12 protein-coding genes are annotated in these 14,846 nt (G+C 65.5%); 4 read left to right on the top strand and 8 right to left on the bottom strand.

Annotation, left to right across the window (positions count from 1 at the left end):
• Window positions 1-403 precede the first annotated feature (403 nt).
• From ACVIIW_RS09855 to ACVIIW_RS09845, 3 genes are read left to right on the top strand one after another with little or no spacing between them, the layout of a single operon-like run.
• A complete protein-coding gene (locus ACVIIW_RS09855) occupies window positions 404-1,057 on the top strand; it encodes a TetR/AcrR family transcriptional regulator (protein ID WP_456700558.1) in 654 nt (217 codons plus the stop codon).
• Window positions 1,054-3,741, top strand: coding sequence for a molybdopterin-dependent oxidoreductase (locus ACVIIW_RS09850; RefSeq protein WP_456700557.1), 2,688 nt, complete (start codon window positions 1,054-1,056; stop codon window positions 3,739-3,741). Before ACVIIW_RS09855 ends, ACVIIW_RS09850 begins: the two co-directional genes overlap by 4 nt.
• Window positions 3,738-4,658 (top strand): FAD binding domain-containing protein, encoded by a 921-nt coding sequence (locus ACVIIW_RS09845; protein ID WP_456700556.1) that lies wholly within the window; start codon window positions 3,738-3,740, stop codon window positions 4,656-4,658. The genes ACVIIW_RS09850 and ACVIIW_RS09845 overlap by 4 nt, the downstream gene beginning before the upstream one ends.
• Here the strand turns inward: ACVIIW_RS09845 and ACVIIW_RS09840 are convergent.
• From ACVIIW_RS09840 to ACVIIW_RS09830, 3 genes are read right to left on the bottom strand one after another with little or no spacing between them, the layout of a single operon-like run.
• Window positions 4,655-6,193 (bottom strand): AMP-binding protein, encoded by a 1,539-nt coding sequence (locus tag ACVIIW_RS09840; protein ID WP_456700555.1) that lies wholly within the window; start codon window positions 6,191-6,193, stop codon window positions 4,655-4,657. The genes ACVIIW_RS09845 and ACVIIW_RS09840 overlap by 4 nt on opposite strands.
• 58 nt (window positions 6,194-6,251) lie before the next feature.
• The gene (locus ACVIIW_RS09835) at window positions 6,252-7,382 is read right to left on the bottom strand and encodes a DUF5938 domain-containing protein (RefSeq protein ID WP_456700554.1); all 1,131 of its coding nucleotides are present in this window, start codon (window positions 7,380-7,382) and stop codon (window positions 6,252-6,254) included.
• A gap of 36 nt (window positions 7,383-7,418) precedes the next feature.
• Window positions 7,419-8,225 (bottom strand): SDR family NAD(P)-dependent oxidoreductase, encoded by an 807-nt coding sequence (locus ACVIIW_RS09830; protein ID WP_456700553.1) that lies wholly within the window; start codon window positions 8,223-8,225, stop codon window positions 7,419-7,421.
• Between the two features lie 278 nt (window positions 8,226-8,503).
• Here ACVIIW_RS09830 and ACVIIW_RS09825 point away from each other — a divergent pair, with 278 nt between their 5' ends.
• On the top strand, window positions 8,504-9,142 hold the full coding sequence (locus tag ACVIIW_RS09825) for a TetR/AcrR family transcriptional regulator (RefSeq protein WP_456700552.1): 639 nt from the start codon (window positions 8,504-8,506) through the stop codon (window positions 9,140-9,142).
• 68 nt (window positions 9,143-9,210) lie between these two features.
• On the opposite strand, the gene ACVIIW_RS09820 is transcribed toward ACVIIW_RS09825, so the two are convergent.
• The 5 genes from ACVIIW_RS09820 to lptB all read right to left on the bottom strand — a co-directional run bounded on the left by ACVIIW_RS09820 (window position 9,211) and on the right by lptB (window position 14,680).
• Window positions 9,211-10,257 carry a tetratricopeptide repeat protein gene (locus ACVIIW_RS09820; RefSeq protein WP_456700551.1) on the bottom strand — a complete coding sequence of 349 codons (1,047 nt, stop codon included), beginning with the start codon at window positions 10,255-10,257 and terminating at the stop codon, window positions 9,211-9,213.
• 206 nt (window positions 10,258-10,463) lie between these two features.
• Window positions 10,464-10,925, bottom strand: coding sequence for a PTS IIA-like nitrogen regulatory protein PtsN (gene ptsN / locus ACVIIW_RS09815; protein ID WP_027528272.1), 462 nt, complete (start codon window positions 10,923-10,925; stop codon window positions 10,464-10,466).
• A gap of 223 nt (window positions 10,926-11,148) precedes the next feature.
• A complete protein-coding gene (hpf, locus tag ACVIIW_RS09810) occupies window positions 11,149-11,748 on the bottom strand; it encodes a ribosome hibernation-promoting factor, HPF/YfiA family (protein WP_456700550.1) in 600 nt (199 codons plus the stop codon).
• 200 nt (window positions 11,749-11,948) lie between these two features.
• A complete protein-coding gene (gene rpoN / locus ACVIIW_RS09805) occupies window positions 11,949-13,589 on the bottom strand; it encodes an RNA polymerase factor sigma-54 (RefSeq protein WP_456700549.1) in 1,641 nt (546 codons plus the stop codon).
• Window positions 13,590-13,678: 89 nt separating this feature from the next.
• The gene (gene lptB / locus ACVIIW_RS09800) at window positions 13,679-14,680 is read right to left on the bottom strand and encodes an LPS export ABC transporter ATP-binding protein (RefSeq protein WP_456700548.1); all 1,002 of its coding nucleotides are present in this window, start codon (window positions 14,678-14,680) and stop codon (window positions 13,679-13,681) included.
• Between the last annotated feature and the right edge of the window lie 166 nt (window positions 14,681-14,846).

Below are 14,846 nucleotides of genomic sequence, written 5' to 3'. Positions count from 1 at the left end.
GAATCCTTCCTAGGCGCCACTTCCTTAACTCTCCACTGAGTGGCTAGCCTGAATGTCCGCTTTCGCTGGCATGCATCAAGCACGGCCCGCGCGACGTTGACGCCGTAGCTAGCCGCCGAAACGACCCGCCAGCCGCGCACCGATCATCCGACTTCAGAACCTTGCCGACATTCGACGCGGAAGGTCGTCCCAGACCTCGATCTGCTTCATTGTTTTGATACTGCCGATCCGTTGCTTGACGAAGGCGGCCAGCGCCTGACGCCACTATGGCGATCGACATACTAGGGTGATCACGAATTCGGCGATGTCCCCACCCGTGTGCGGCGGCCTCGGCTCATGCGCGCACGAGACCGTCATCGGTCCGTGATTTGGCATTTCATTCACGTTCGTCAAATCTGACAAAATGCAGGCCAAGGCTCCTCCCAGGACCCCTCCCCAGGACCGTATCCTCGACGCCGCCATGCGCGTGTTCCGGCGCCACGGTTTCCGCCGTTCCTCGATCGAGCAGGCGGCGGAGGAAGCCGGACTGACGCGGCAGGCGCTCTATCATCACTTCGCCTCCAAGGAGGCGCTGTTTCGCGCCGTGCTCGAGCGCCTCTACGAGCAGGGACTCGCTGCGGAAATCGCGGCAGCAAAGGCGGCGGAAGAAGCCGGCCTCGAGCTTGCCGACATCCTGGTCGCCGAGATCGGCGCGCGGATGCAGTCGCTGCTCGCCTCCCTCAAGGACTCGCCCCACATCGAGGAGCTGTTTTCCGAGCACCTCGCGCAGGCGCGCGACCTCTACCAGAGCTACGCCAGCCGTTTCGCCGACGAGATCGCAACCACGATCGCGCGGGTGTGCCGCAAGCGAAAGCTCGCGCTCGAAAGCGGCATCACGGTGCGCGAGCTCGCGCGCTGCGTCGAGATGGCGATCCACGGCACCAAATCCGCTTTCCCTGCCATGCAGCCGGTCGACGCGTTCCTGAAACAGCTCGAGACCATGCTGCGCATGCTGATCGCCGGCGCGATGGCGCTGCCTGCGAAGAAGTCCCCACGCAAAACGGGAGTTCGGAAATGACCACCACGACCGTCAATGGAACGCCCCTGGTGCTGCCCGACGATCCGGAGGCGCTGTTGATCGACGTGATCCGCGACGGCGGCCTCACCGGCACCAAGCTCGTCTGCGGCTCCGGCGTCTGCGGCGCCTGCACCGTGCTGCTCGACGGCATGCCGGTCGTGAGCTGCCTGTTGCCGGCGCAGGCGGCCGCCGGCAAATCGCTGACGACCATCGAGGGGGTCGGAGCAACCGGATTGCATCCGGTGCAGAAGGCGTTCATGGCGCACGACGCCCTGCAATGCGGCTTCTGCACGCCGGGCTTTGTCGTCGAAGCCACCGCCTTCCACGACAGCTGGCGCGCGGCCAAGGGCACGGCGACGCCCTCGCGCGAGGAAATCGCCGCCGCGCTCTCGGGACATCTCTGCCGTTGCGGCGCCTATGAAGGCATCTATCGCGCCGTCGCCGAAGCATGCGCGGGCCGCTTCGACGGCAACGATCCGGTCGCGCCGCGGCTCGAAGCCCGCGACAAGGTGACGGGGCTGGCCCGCTACACCGTCGACATCCACCATGACGGCCAGCTCGAAGGCGTCATCCTGCGCGCGCACGTCGCGCATGCGAGGATCACCGGGCTCGATCTGGCGCCGGCGCGCACTATTCCCGGTGTTGCCGCGGTCGTTCCGCTGCTCGACGATGACAACATGATCCGGTTCGTCGGCGCGCCGATCGCAGCCGTCGCGGCCAGGGATCGCCGCACCGCACTGAAGGCAATCGCCGCGATCACCTTCAGGCCCGAGCCATTACCGGCGGTGATCGGGCTCGATGCAGCGCGACGCGACGATGCGCCCGTGGTGTTCGAAAAGCAGGACCGCAAGCGTGCCGGCAACGTCTCCGAGGGCGCCGGCGGCGCTCCGGTGTCGTGGAAGGGCAATGTCCGCGGGCCTTCGGCGCCGTTCTCGCAGAAAGCCAGGCAGGCCAGGCACTGGCTTGACGAGGCGCGGGCGCAACGCAATCCGCTGCTGGTCGAGGAAACCTTCCGCGTCTCGACGCAACAGCACGCCAGCCTCGAACCCCATGCCGCCGTGGCCAGGTTCGATGGCGATCAACTCACCGTGCACATCTCGACCCAGGCCATTCACGAGAGCATGGAGAAGATCGCCAAGCGCTATGGCCTGCCGCACGACAAGGTGCGTGTGATCGCCGATCATGTCGGCGGCGGGTTCGGCTCCAAGGGCAGCGTTGGGCTGGAGACCATCGCCGCGATCGAGCTTGCGCGCGCCGCGAAGGCGCCGGTGCGTGTCGCCTTCGATCGTGAAGAGGAGCTTTCCGTTACAGGCTATCGTCCGGCCGCCGAGCTGAAGCTGTCCTTGCTGCCTTCGGCGGAAGGCCGCCTCAAGGCGCTGTCGCTCACCGCCCATGCCGATACCGGAGCCGCCGTGAACTCGATGATCGCCGGCCTGGCCCGGCTGATCTATCCAGCCCAGGCAAAAGAGCTCGTCGACTTCGACGTGCTCAGCAACCTGCCGCCGGGCGCGCCGTTCCGCGGCCCCGGGGGTCCGCCGATGTCGTTTGCGCTGGAGCAGGCGGTCGACGAGGCGGCGCTGCGCATGAAGGTCGATCCGATCCAGTTGCGCAAGCGTTGGGATACCGACCCCAACCGCCAGCGACTGTACGACTGGGCCGCCGGCCTCGACGTCTGGAAGAACCGCATGCCGGCCGGCTCGCAAGAAGGCCGCTACCGGCGCGGCGTCGGCGTCGCCACCGGCTACTGGCTCTATCTCTGGCAGACCGGCTCCTCGGTCGAGCTCGCGGTCAAGGGCGGCCGCATCGTCGCAAGCTGCGCGGTCCAGGATATCGGCACGGGCACGCGCAGCGTGATCGCGAACACCGTCGCGAAGGCGTTCGATCTCGAGCCGCAGGATGTGGACGTTCGCATCGGCCGCTCGAACCTGCCGCGAGGGCCGGGGTCCGGCGGCAGCCGCGTCACCGCCTCGGTGGTGCCGCCGACCCTGCTCGCGATCGACAGGCTGAAAGCGGAAATCAAGCGCACCGCCTCGCGCACACCTGCTCCGGGCTCGAACGCGCCGTGGCGCGAGATGATCGCGGCGTCTCCTGACATCGCCGTGTCGGCGAAGCGCCAGGAGGACGGCAAGCCGCCGCCCGGCGTCAGGCCCGCTCTGCACGAGGCGGGCATCTTGGGCCGGGTGTTCGGTTGGGTGCTGCGCCTGATGAACCACATGGTGGTCGGCGCCGGCGTGCCGAGCTCGGTGCAGGTAATGGAGGTCGAGGTCGATACCTGGCTCGGCCATGTGCGCGTGCTCAACGCCTATACGGGCCTCGCGATCGGCAAGCTCGCCGCGCCCATGCTGGCGCGAAGCCAGGCCGCAGGCGCCGTGATCCAGGGCATCGGCTACGCACTCTATGAGGCGCGGGAGACCGATCCTTCGAGCGGCCACATCCTGAGCGGCAGCATGGAGGATTACCGCATTCCGGGCATCGGCGACATGCCGAAACTGGAGGTGCATTTCGACGAGGCCGGTTTCGAGCACGTGCCGGGCGGCAGCGTCGGCATCGGCGAAGTCGCCACCGTGCCGACTTCGCCCGCGATCGCCAACGCCATCCGCGATGCGATCGGCGTGAGACTGACCGAAATTCCGTTCCGGCCCGATCGCCTGCTGGCCGCGCTGAAAGGGAGGGATGCAGCATGAGTGTCGCCGTCACGAGCGCCGAGCCCACGCCTGAATTCCGCGCCGGAGGCACCGACTTCAGCGAACGCCGCCGCAGCGGCGTGTCGCAGGGCACGCTGATCGATATCTCGGCCAGCGGCTCCAGGGCGATCACCTGGGACGCCGGCGGATCAGCCCAGATCGGCGCGCTTGCCACCATCGCCACGATCGCGTCGGACGCGCGCATCGCCGCCGGCTATCCCGGCATTGCGGCGAGCGCGCGAGGCCTCGCCACGCCACAGGTGCGCCAGGTTGCAACGCTCGGCGGCAATCTCGCGCAGCGTTCGCGCTGCTGGTATTTCCGCCGGGCCGACATCGATTGCTTGAAGAAAAGCGGCAGCACCTGCCCTGCCCGGTCTGGCAATCATCTCTACGGCGTCGCCTTCGATCTCGGGCCTTGTGTCGCGCCGCATCCCTCCACCATGGCGGCGGCTCTGCTCGCCTATGATGCGACCATCGTGACGGACCGGCGCAGCGGATTGACCATTGCCGGCCTGCTCGGCGATGGCTCGATCTCGCACGCCGATCATGCACTCGCAGCGGGCGAGATGATCAAGAGCATTGCGCTTCCGGCTCCGGTTCAGGGCGAGCGCGCTTCCTACAGGCGCGCGATCAGCCGGACCTCTGCGGAATGGCCGCTGGTGGAACTCTGCGCCCGCGTCGTGATCGCCGACGGCAGCTTCCGGCTCGTGCGGCTCGCTGCCGGTGGTGTTGCGCCCGTGCCGCTTCGGCTCACCGCCGCGGAAGTCGCGCTTCACGGCAAGATCGCCAATGCGGCATCGATCGCGGAAGCGGCGACAGCGGCGACCTCGGGGGCCAAGCCATTGCCGATGACGGGCTACAAGCTCGATCTTCTGCAAGGGCTGCTGCGCGACGTGCTGGAGCGGCTTATGGATTAGCTGGTCGCGCGACCCGCCATCCGCGCACGAATGTCCGGCTTCAGCACCTTGCCGACCTTGGAGCGCGGCAGATCGTCCCAGATCTCGATCTGCTTCGGGGTCTTGACGCTGCCGATCTGCTGCTTGACGAAGGCCGCAAGTGCCGTCGCATCGATGCTCTGGCCGGCGCGGGGCTGCACCACCGCGACGATCCGCTCGCCCCATTTCTCGTCCGGCAGGCCGATCACGGCGCAATCCTGCACCGCCTCGTGCGCGCGCAATGCGTTTTCAACCTCGATCGAATAGACGTTGAACCCGCCGGTGATGATCATGTCCTTGGCGCGGTCGACGATGTAGAGGTAGCCGTCACCGTCGATGTAGCCGACATCGCCGGTATGGTGCCATCCGTGCGCAGATGCTTCGGCGGTCGCTTGCGGGTTCCTGTAATAGCCCTCCATCACCAGCGACCCGCGCACCACGATCTCCCCGCGTGTGCCAGATGGCAGCAGATGGCCCTCGCCATCCATGATGCCGGCCTGCACCAGCGGGCTGATCCGCCCGGCCGACGCCAGTCGGTCCATCGCGATCGTGCCGTCTGGATTGTAATGCTCGTCGGGCGCCATCATCGAAATCATCATCGGCGCTTCGGTCTGACCGAACAACTGCGCCATCGGCCCGATGCGTCGAAGCGCCTCCGCAAGCCGCGTGGCCGAGATCGGCGCCGCGCCGTACCAGAAGCATTGCAGCGATTCGAGGTTGGCGGAATCGAGTCCGGGATGATCGAGCAGCATGTAGATCACGGTCGGCGGCAGGAAGGTGTGGGTGACGCCATGGCGCTCGATCAGAGCGAGGAATTCGGCGATGTCGGGGTGATGCATGATCACGATGCGGCCGCCGAGCGTCATGATCGGGAAGCACAGCACGCCGGCGGCGTGCGTCAGCGGCGCCAATGCGAGGTAGACCGGGCGGCCCTTGAAGGGGTAGCCGATCAGCGTCAGGGCCGTCATGGCCTCGATGTTACGGCCCGACAGCATGACGCCCTTGGGCTTGCCGGTGGTTCCGCCGGTGCCCGGGATCATCGCGAGGTCGTCGACCGGCGCCCGCTGGTAGTCGTCGTCCGAAACGTTGCGGAGCCAGGTGTCGCAGGAAGATGCAAACGGCAGCTCGGCATCGAGGCAGACGAGCACGCGCAGCTTCGGCAGGTCGGACCGGACCGCCTCGACCATCGGAGCGAAGCTCGAATGAAACAGCAGTGCGGAGCAGTCGAATTGATCGAGTATGAATTTGTTCTCGGCCGCCTCGTTGCGCGGATTGATCGGGCACCAGACCGCACCGGCGCGCGAAATGCCGAACACGCAGGCGAAGGCCAGCGGGTCGTTGCCAGCGAGGATCGCAACCTTCTCGCCCGCCGCGAGGCCCGATGCTGCAAGTCCGCGCGCGACGCGGTAGCTCAAGCGTTGCACGTCGCGATAGCTGAGATCGCGTCCGTCCATGGTGAGGCACGGCGCGTCGGGGCCCAGCGAGGCACCTTTATCGAGGTAATCGATGAAGCGCATGGTCGAATCCTGCAGACGGAAGCGGGTGACGCAGAGAACCGCGCCACCCGCGATTTGGCTAATCGTGCACAGTCAGGACAGGCTTGCCGACCAGCCCGAAACTGCGCAATTGCCCGAGCAGCTCGTGGTGGCCGAATGCCTGACAGGCGGAGGCGAAGCCGACGCGCCTCGGCGGTTGCTGCAGCAGATGCGCGGCGGCATAGGCCTGCAGCATGCCGGTTTGCTTGTAGTTGCTGTTGCCGTTGATGACACAGTGCGCACGGCCGAGCGGGCCGGAGGCATGCACCGAATCCAACGACTTGTTGACGCGCGGGTTCTCGCGCGGCGGCATGGTGTTCATGACGCCCGCAGCGGTCTGCGCCAGCGCGGCGTAGCGATCGTCGGGTTTCATGTCCTTGGTCGCGTCCAGCGCGGCGGCGACGATCTGTGGCACCCCCAGCATCAGCGCGCGGTTGAACACGCCGCCCAACACCTTGACGTTGGCCACGCGGGGATCACGCTTGAACCACACCGGGTGCGAGGTGCCGCCCCAGGGGAGTGCCAGCGCCAGTTCGTGCTGGCCGGGGATGACGAGGTTGGTGAGGCCGGCATCAGGCTGATGCTCGACGTATTTGTTTTGCTCAAGGTAGTAGGCCTTGGCCATCGCCGCATTGACCAGGATGGTCTGCGTCGAGGCGATGGTCGGGCTGCCGCCCCAGAACACGGCGATATCGAGCGTATCGAGGCCTGGCGTCTCCAGGCACAGCTGAGCTGCGATTTCGCCGGTGGTGTACATCTGCGCGATGCCGGGCGCCAGCAGCAGGCCGGCATTGGCGAACTTCGTGCCCCACTCCTGTTCGAGCGTGATCAGCCAGTCCTGCTCGCCTGTCGTGTCGGTGTAGTGGCATCGGGAAGCCCAGCAGGCTTGCACCACCTCGCCGCCGAACCTGGCGAAGGGGCCGACCGTGTTGAGCACCACCGAGGCGCCGTTGAACAATTCCGTCAGCGCGCCTACGGTATGCGGCACTTCCACCACCTCGTAGTCGGCGGTCTCGATGCCGGCCACGTTCGCCTTCATTGCAGCGTTGAGCTTCTCGGCGCTGCGGCCGGCGGCGACGAAGGGGATGTTGTACTCGCGCAAGTATTCGCAGACGAGACGGCCGGTGTAGCCGGAAGCGCCATAGACGATGACGGGCTTCTTCGCACTCATTGTGTTCCTCCGAAATTCTCGTTGTGAAGATGTTTGCTACATGCCCATGCCGCCATCGACCGGCAGTCCGATGCCGGTGATGAAACGCGCCTCGTTCGAGCACAGGAACACCGCGGCATCGGCGATGTCGCCGACCTCCGCGAGCTTGCCGAGAGGCGTCTGCTCCACCACTGAGCCGACCGCGGCGTTGACGTCGGCGGCGAGACCGATCTTGACGATGTCGTTCGCCAGCTGCAGGCCCATGTCGGTCGGTATCAAGCCGGGATAGATGCAGTTGACGCGCACGCCGTAACCGAGCTTGCCGGCTTCCATCGCTCCGACCCGCGTCATGCGATCAACCGCGGACTTCGTGGCGGAATAGACCGCGATGCTCGGGAAGGCGATCGTCGCGGCGACAGAGGCGATGTTAACGACCGCGCCGCCCTTGCCCGCCGGTCCGCCCGGCCGCATCGCGCGGAAAGCGTGCTTCATGCCGAGTACGGTGCCGACGATGTTGACGTCGCACATCCGGCGTGCGTCCTCGGCCTTGACCTCGCTGACGAGGGCGGTGATCTCGATCCCGGCATTGTTGATGAGGATGTCGTAGCCGCCGAGGGTTGCGACGGTCTTGGCAACCGCCCGCTCCCATTGGGCGTCATCGGCGACGTCAAGCTGGGCGAATCCGGTCGTGACGCCTGCTTCCTTCGCGATTGCGCTTGCGGTCGCACTGCCGGCATCCTCGAGGATATCGGCGATCATGACCGCGGCGCCGGCGCGCGCCAACGCCTGCGCGATCGCCGCGCCGATCCCTCGGGCACCGCCGGTGACCAGGGCTTTCCTGCCTGCAAGACTCTTCCCACTCATGACGCACTCCTCCGTTGCTGGTGATCGATTCGGGCTGCGCCAACAGGCGCGCCAGGTCGATGGGCGCAGGCCTTCGGCCGCACCCAGCGAAGCGTTCCTCCATGACCGGACGTCTTGACGACTGTCCAAATTCTTGAAGCGGAACCTCCGCCAGAAACTTGACACTTGTCAAGAACGAATTTGACAGTCGTCAAAGAAGATGGTTGTGAGGGGATGGAGTTGTCAGGCGGTCGAGCCGGCATAAGTCGTTGAAAGAATGGGACTGGGGAAGGAACGAGATGGCGCGGCAGGTGACGGGCGCGGCCCGGCGTGTGGCTGAAGCGGCCGAGGTGCTGCGCGACGAGAAGTTCAACGCACGGCGCATCGAGCTCGCCGAAGCCGCGCTCGAAACGCTTGGAGAGCTCGGCTTCGCACGCACCAGCCTGCGCGAGATCGCGCAGAACTCGGCGTTCACGCACGGCGTGTTCCACTATTATTTCAGCGACAAGCTGGACCTGATCTGCTGCTGCGTCCGCCACTACAAGGCGAAGTGCGTGACCCGATATGACGAGGTCGTCGCAACAGCGACGAGCCGCGACGAATTGACGGAAGGTTTCCTCGCCAAGCTTGCGGCCACGCTGCAGAACGAAGCCCGCATGCACCGGCTTTGGTACGATTTGCGTTCGCAGGCGATGTTCGAGGCGGCGTTTCGCAAGGACGTGCTCGAGATCGACAAGAACCTGGAGTCGATGATCTGGCGCATCGCATCGCGCTACGCCGAGCTCGGCGGCAAGCGACCGGTGTCGTCGCCCGCCGCCCTCTATGCGCTGTTCGACGGTCTATTCCAGAGTGCGCTGCTCAAGCATCTCGCGGCCGACAAGACGGCGATTCCCGAACTGCTCGACGAAGTCCGGCGCCTGCTGCCGACGGTGTGCTGACGCGCGCAGGCGGCGCCTGCGCTCCGCAATGACGAAGTGCGAGGCGGGAGCTCGCGCCCACTCCCGCATCACTTCAGAAACCCAAGCCCTTCGCGCGCGGTGTCGTAGGCCCATTTGTCGTTCGGCGGCAGCGCGAGCACGCTGTTGAAATCCTCGCGCGCATGTTTGCGGTCGGACAGCGTCATATAGAGGAGGGCGCGATTGACCAGGGCGATCCGGTTTGCAGGATCCAGCCGCAGCGCCTCCGCATAGTCGGCGAGCGCGCGGGTGTTGTCTCCGAGATCGCGATACGTGCTTGCGCGGTTTTGCCAGGCCATCGAATTTCCCGGCTGAAGCCGGATGCCTTGATCCATGTCGGCGATGGCGCGACGATCATCGCCCTTCTTGCGCCAGGCCGCGGCGCGGACGAAATATGCCTTTTCGAAAGTCGGGCTGAACCTGATGACGTCATCAAGCTCCCTGATGGCGTTCTCGGTATCGCCCTTTTTGAGGAGGACGGTGGCCCGGCAATAGTGGCCGCCGGCGCTGTTGGGCTCCAGGCGAACCGCGGTACCGCAATCGTCGAGACTGGCGTCGATCTCGCCCCTGTTGAAACGGATCAGGCTCCGCAGCTCGTAGGGCCAGGCGGCAGCAGGGTTACGACGCATCGCCTCCTCGTAATCGGCGACGGCATGGTCGTTATCGTCCTTCGCGGCATACGATTCGCCCCGGCTTATGAGGGCAAGATACGCCTGCGCGGGATTGCGCTCGATCGCCTCGGTGAGATGCGTGATCGCCAGATCGAATTCGCGCCTGTTGTAATATTCGATACCGCGCCAGGTGTAAGGCGGTCCGTAGCTCGGATCGAGGCGAATGGCCTCGTTGAAATCGGCCAGCGCGCGATCGCGGTCGCCTTTGACGGAGTAAGCGCGCCCGCGGCACTGGTAGGCCCGCGCGAAATTCGGATCCAGCCGGATCGCCGCACTGCAATCCTCGAAGGCATGGTCCCTGTCGCGCTTGCCGAAATAGGCTTCGCCGCGCTTCTCATAAGCCGCGGCATTGCCCTGGTCGGCCGCGATGATTCCGGATGTTTCCGCGATGATGCGATCGTTCGACGCCTCGTCGGCACGGGCCATGCTCGTCACGACCATCGTGACGGTGCAAAGCACAGCGAAGACGCGCACTGTCGAACCGCATCTCATGATTCAAGATCTCCGCATCGAATCCATGCCGTTCGCAGGATGCGGGTCCGCACGAGGAGAAGCCTCGCGGACCGCTTCGCGGCCCCGCCGTGACATAAGTCGCAGGTGCCGGGGCTAACGTTCGATGTAGAAGGGAGAGATCAGGCCGCGCTGGCCGGCGGCAGGGCCAGCACCGAATAGATCGCCTGGGCGTCGCGCGAGGCGCGGAGCTTCTTGGCGATGTCCTGGTCGCGCAGCAGGCGGGCGATGCGGGCCAGCGCCTTCAAATGATCGGCGCCGGCGCCTTCAGGGGCGAGCAGCAGGAAGACGAGATCGACCGGCTGGCCGTCCATCGCCTCGAAATCGATCGGGCGATCGAGGCGGGCGAACAGGCCGAAGATCTTCTCGAGCTTGGGCAGCTTGCCGTGGGGAATGGCGACGCCGTAGCCGACCGCGGTGGTGCCGAGCTTCTCGCGCTGGAGCAGCACCTCGAACACCGAGCGTTCGTTTTGTCCGGTCAGCTCGGCAGCCTTGGCCGCGAGCTCTTGCAGCGCCTGCTTCTTGCTGTTGACCTTCAATGCCGGGAGAATCGCCTCGGGTGCGACCAGATCGGTAATCGGCATGGAAGGTTTCCGAGGTGAGTTAAACCGTCAGGTTCCGAATTGGCCGCCTCGATTGAACCGAGCCCGGCCGGCGTCAAGAAGGTGAAGCAGGAGGGGGACTTAGCCCCGATCCTGATGTGGGGCGCTTCTACTCCAACGCAATCCCGGTGCCAACTCCCGCGTGCGGCTTTGCCCCCGTCATTGTTAAGGCCTGTGGTTGATACGGGAGTGCCCTTTCGCCGGTCTAGCCGCCCGATTTGTCACCCGGCGGATCAATCCAGCCAACATTGCCGTCGGCCCGGCGATAAATGATGTTCACCCGGCCCGAGGAACCATGCTGGAATACCAGACAGGGCGCCCCACTGAGGTCGAGTTCCATGACTGCCTCGCTGACCGAGAGCCGCTTCAGCGATGTCGTGGCCTCTGCGATGATCACGGGGTTGTAGCCGGTGATTTCGTCCTCGTCGTCGCCTTCGCCCGGCGCCTCCAGGACGTAAGCCGTGGCATCCAGCGCGGCCAGCGCCGCGGAGGCGACATGGGCCTTGCGGGCCGAGCGGTCCTTGAGCCGGCTCTTGTAGCGCTTGAGCCGCTTCTCGATCATGATCAGCGCCTGGTCGGCACTGGCATAGGCGTCCTGCGCGTTCGAATCGGCCTCCAGCGTAATTCCGGAATCGAGATGCAGCGCACAGTCGGTGCGGAAGCCTAACCCGTCCTTGCTGAGCGTGATGTGGCCGGAATAATTGCCGTCGAAATATTTACGCAGGACCTCTTCCGTCCGATCGGTGACGCGGCCGCGAAGGGCCTCGCCGACGCTAACGCTCTTGCCCGAGATCCGAAGAGTCATGTGATGCCTCGCTTGGTTCAATCGGCCAGCTCCGATGACGCGGCATCGGAGCTGGGGTCGTTCCCCTGCGCATGATCTCCCCGCAGACGCCTACGGCGTTTGTCGGCAGGGAAAACCGCTGTACACCTTTCCGGATCATGCGCGTGCTTGGATCGGTCGCGATGGGAGAATGAGAGTAGCGCGATTCTGTGCCAGCGCAATCAGGCCGGTTCGGTGTTGCGAGAGCGATCGGACATCGGGGTGGAAAGGACGTTACCAAGAGCGCTCTGCTTGTCGCGACGGCGTTGCACCGAGGACGGAATGCGCATGGCTTCGCGGTACTTCGCGACCGTGCGGCGGGCAATATCAATGCCCGAGGCGCGCAATCGTTCCACGATGGTATCATCCGACAGGATCGCGGACGGCTCTTCCGAATCGATCAGCTGCTTGATGTGGTGACGCACGGCCTCGGCCGAGTGCGCCTCCCCGCCGTCGGCGGACGCGATCGAGGCCGTGAAGAAATATTTCAACTCGAATGTGCCGCGATTTGTCGCCATGTATTTGTTGGCGGTGACGCGCGACACCGTGGATTCATGCATCTGGATGGCGTCGGCGACGGCTTTCAGATTCAGCGGCCGCAGATGCGCGACACCGTGGGTGAAGAAGCCGTCCTGCTGGCGCACGATCTCGGTCGCGACTTTCAGGATGGTGCGGGCGCGCTGGTCGAGCGCGCGCACCAGCCAGGTCGCGTTCTGCAGCGCGTCGGTGAAATACGACTTGTCGCCGTCCTTGCCGATCTTCTTCGACAGCTCGGAATAGTAGGTCTGGTTCACCAGCACGCGCGGCAGGGTGTCGCTGTTGAGCTCGACATGCCAGCCGCCGTCAGGACCCGGCCGGACATAGACGTCGGGCACCACGGTCTGAAGCCGCGCCGAGCCGAACTTCATGCCGGGCTTGGGATTGAGGCGCCTGATCTCGCCGATCATGTCGGCGATGTCCTCGTCGTCGACGCCGCAGAGCTTGCGCAAGGCGGCGATGTCGCGCTTGGCGAGGAGATCGAGATGCTCGACGAGGGCCTGCATCGCGGGATCGTAGCGGTCGAGCTCGCGGAGCTGGATCGCCAGGCATTCGCTCAAATTGCGCGCGCAGACGCCGGGCGGATCGAATTTCTGCAGCACGGCAAGGACGCCCTCGACGTCCTCTTGCGTTGCGCCAAGCCGCTCGGCGGCCTGGCCGAGATCGGGCGGCAGATAGCCGGCCTCGTCGACGAGGTCGATCAGATACTGCCCGATCATGCGCTGCGCCGCGCCTGTGAAGGCGACCGAGAGCTGCTCGGCAAGGTGGTCGGACAGCGTCATCTCGGCCGCGACGAAAGCCTCGAGATTGTAGTCCTCGTCACCCGAGGCGCCGCCGCCCCACTCGGTATAGGTCGTCGGCGCGACGTCCTGGGCGTTGCGTGCCGCCGCCTCGGCGGGCTCCTCGGAGAACACGTTGTCCAGGCCCGTATCCAGGGTCTGCTCGATCTCGGCGCGGGTGCCGAGATCCTTGCTCATCCATTCTTCCTGGCCGGGTTCGAAGGCGTCGCCGCCACCGCCGAAGCCGTCGTCGCCGCCGAGACCGTCTCCCTGGCTGCCTGATTCGTCGCCATCGGTGTCGCTGAACCGGGCGGCCTCGGCCGCGGCGTCGCCGCCGGGAGCCTCGTCATTGGCCCGCTCCAGCAGGGGATTACGCTCGAGCTCCTCCTCCACGAAGGTCGTGAGATCGAGATTGGACAATTGCAGCAGCTTGATCGCCTGCATCAACTGCGGCGTCATGACCAGCGACTGCGATTGCCGGAACTCTAATCTCTGCGAAAGCGCCATCTAACAAGAACCGTTCCCAAAATTGGTCCGATTCTTGCTTATCTTAGTCCCGGCCCGATGTACACGCCTTGACGAGACGGAAAAAACGGCTAGAGGCGGAATTCCTCGCCAAGGTAAAGCCGGCGAACATCGGGATCCGCGACGATCTCGTCCGGGCTTCCCTCGGTCAGGATCTCACCGGCATAGACGATATAGGCGCGATCGGTGAGGCCGAGCGTCTCGCGCACATTGTGGTCGGTGATCAGCACGCCGATGCCGCGATTGGTGAGGTGGCGGACGAGGTCCTGAATGTCGCCGACCGCGATCGGATCGATGCCGGCGAAGGGCTCGTCGAGCAGCATGTAGTTCGGACGCGTGGCCAGCGCGCGCGCGATCTCGACGCGGCGACGCTCACCGCCGGACAATGCGATCGACGGCGATTTCCGCAGGCGCGTGATGTTGAATTCGTCGAGCAGCGCGTCGAGCTGCTGCTCGCGTTCCTTGCGCGAGGGCTCGACCACTTCGAGCACGGCACGGATGTTCTGCTCGACGGTGAGGCCGCGAAAGATCGAGGCTTCCTGCGGCAGGTAGCCGATGCCGAGGCGCGCGCGCTGATACATCGGCAGCTTGGTGACGTCGTGGCCGTCGAGCTCGATCGCGCCGCGATCGGCCTTGATCAGGCCTGTGATCATGTAGAACACGGTGGTCTTGCCGGCGCCGTTCGGGCCGAGCAGGCCGACCGCTTCGCCGCGCCGGACATAAATGCTGACGCCGCGCACGACCTGGCGGCTGCCGAAACTCTTTTCCACGCTATGCACAGCCAGGAAGCCCGGCCGCCGCAACAGCTGCGGTCCGCCCGTGCCGTTGGACTGGGCGGCGGGCCTGGCCTTAGGCGGTTGAGCAACCGCTGGCCGCGGCCGCGGCGGAGCCTCGAGGCCATAGGGGTCCGAGGCCTGAATGGGCTGGTCACGGGCAAGCGGCGGCGCATCCCTGACAGGACTCGCCACCAGCCCGCCGATGCTGTCCCCGAGCGCCGTGATGTCCCGACGGGCGAATCCCCGCGGGCCGCGCTTGGCGGGGCGACGACGGAACATGCTGAACAGATCGACCATCCCCGCCTTCCAGCCTTCTACGGATTCTGCGCGACATTCACGCAATCTGCCACGCCAGCAATTCGATTCGCCGACGCAGCGTGAGTGAAGGGATGTCTCATGCCCAGTGAAACACGCCCGAAAAGCGGCCGACCCCGCTTCGAAAGCCCTGCGCGCTAGATACAGC

The sequence above is a fragment of the Bradyrhizobium sp. USDA 4449 genome (genome assembly GCF_054056275.1).
The sequence above is the reverse complement of the archived record's forward strand: the minus strand, read 5'-3'. Positions and strand labels throughout refer to the sequence as shown.

Excerpts from the sequence above, each read along its gene's own strand:
- ACVIIW_RS09830 (WP_456700553.1), bottom strand. The coding sequence starts at position 8,225 with ATGAGTGGGAAGAGTCTTGCAGGCAGGAAAGCCCTGGTCACCGGCGGT.
- hpf (WP_456700550.1), bottom strand. The coding sequence starts at position 11,748 with ATGACTCTTCGGATCTCGGGCAAGAGCGTTAGCGTCGGCGAGGCCCTT.
- ACVIIW_RS09820 (WP_456700551.1), bottom strand. The coding sequence starts at position 10,257 with ATGGCCCGTGCCGACGAGGCGTCGAACGATCGCATCATCGCGGAAACA.
- ACVIIW_RS09845 (WP_456700556.1), top strand. The coding sequence starts at position 3,738 with ATGAGTGTCGCCGTCACGAGCGCCGAGCCCACGCCTGAATTCCGCGCC.
- rpoN (WP_456700549.1), bottom strand. The coding sequence starts at position 13,589 with ATGGCGCTTTCGCAGAGATTAGAGTTCCGGCAATCGCAGTCGCTGGTC.
- ACVIIW_RS09855 (WP_456700558.1), top strand. The coding sequence starts at position 404 with ATGCAGGCCAAGGCTCCTCCCAGGACCCCTCCCCAGGACCGTATCCTC.
- ACVIIW_RS09850 (WP_456700557.1), top strand. The coding sequence starts at position 1,054 with ATGACCACCACGACCGTCAATGGAACGCCCCTGGTGCTGCCCGACGAT.
- ACVIIW_RS09825 (WP_456700552.1), top strand. The coding sequence starts at position 8,504 with ATGGCGCGGCAGGTGACGGGCGCGGCCCGGCGTGTGGCTGAAGCGGCC.
- lptB (WP_456700548.1), bottom strand. The coding sequence starts at position 14,680 with ATGGTCGATCTGTTCAGCATGTTCCGTCGTCGCCCCGCCAAGCGCGGC.
- ACVIIW_RS09835 (WP_456700554.1), bottom strand. The coding sequence starts at position 7,382 with ATGAGTGCGAAGAAGCCCGTCATCGTCTATGGCGCTTCCGGCTACACC.
- ptsN (WP_027528272.1), bottom strand. The coding sequence starts at position 10,925 with ATGCCGATTACCGATCTGGTCGCACCCGAGGCGATTCTCCCGGCATTG.
- ACVIIW_RS09840 (WP_456700555.1), bottom strand. The coding sequence starts at position 6,193 with ATGCGCTTCATCGATTACCTCGATAAAGGTGCCTCGCTGGGCCCCGAC.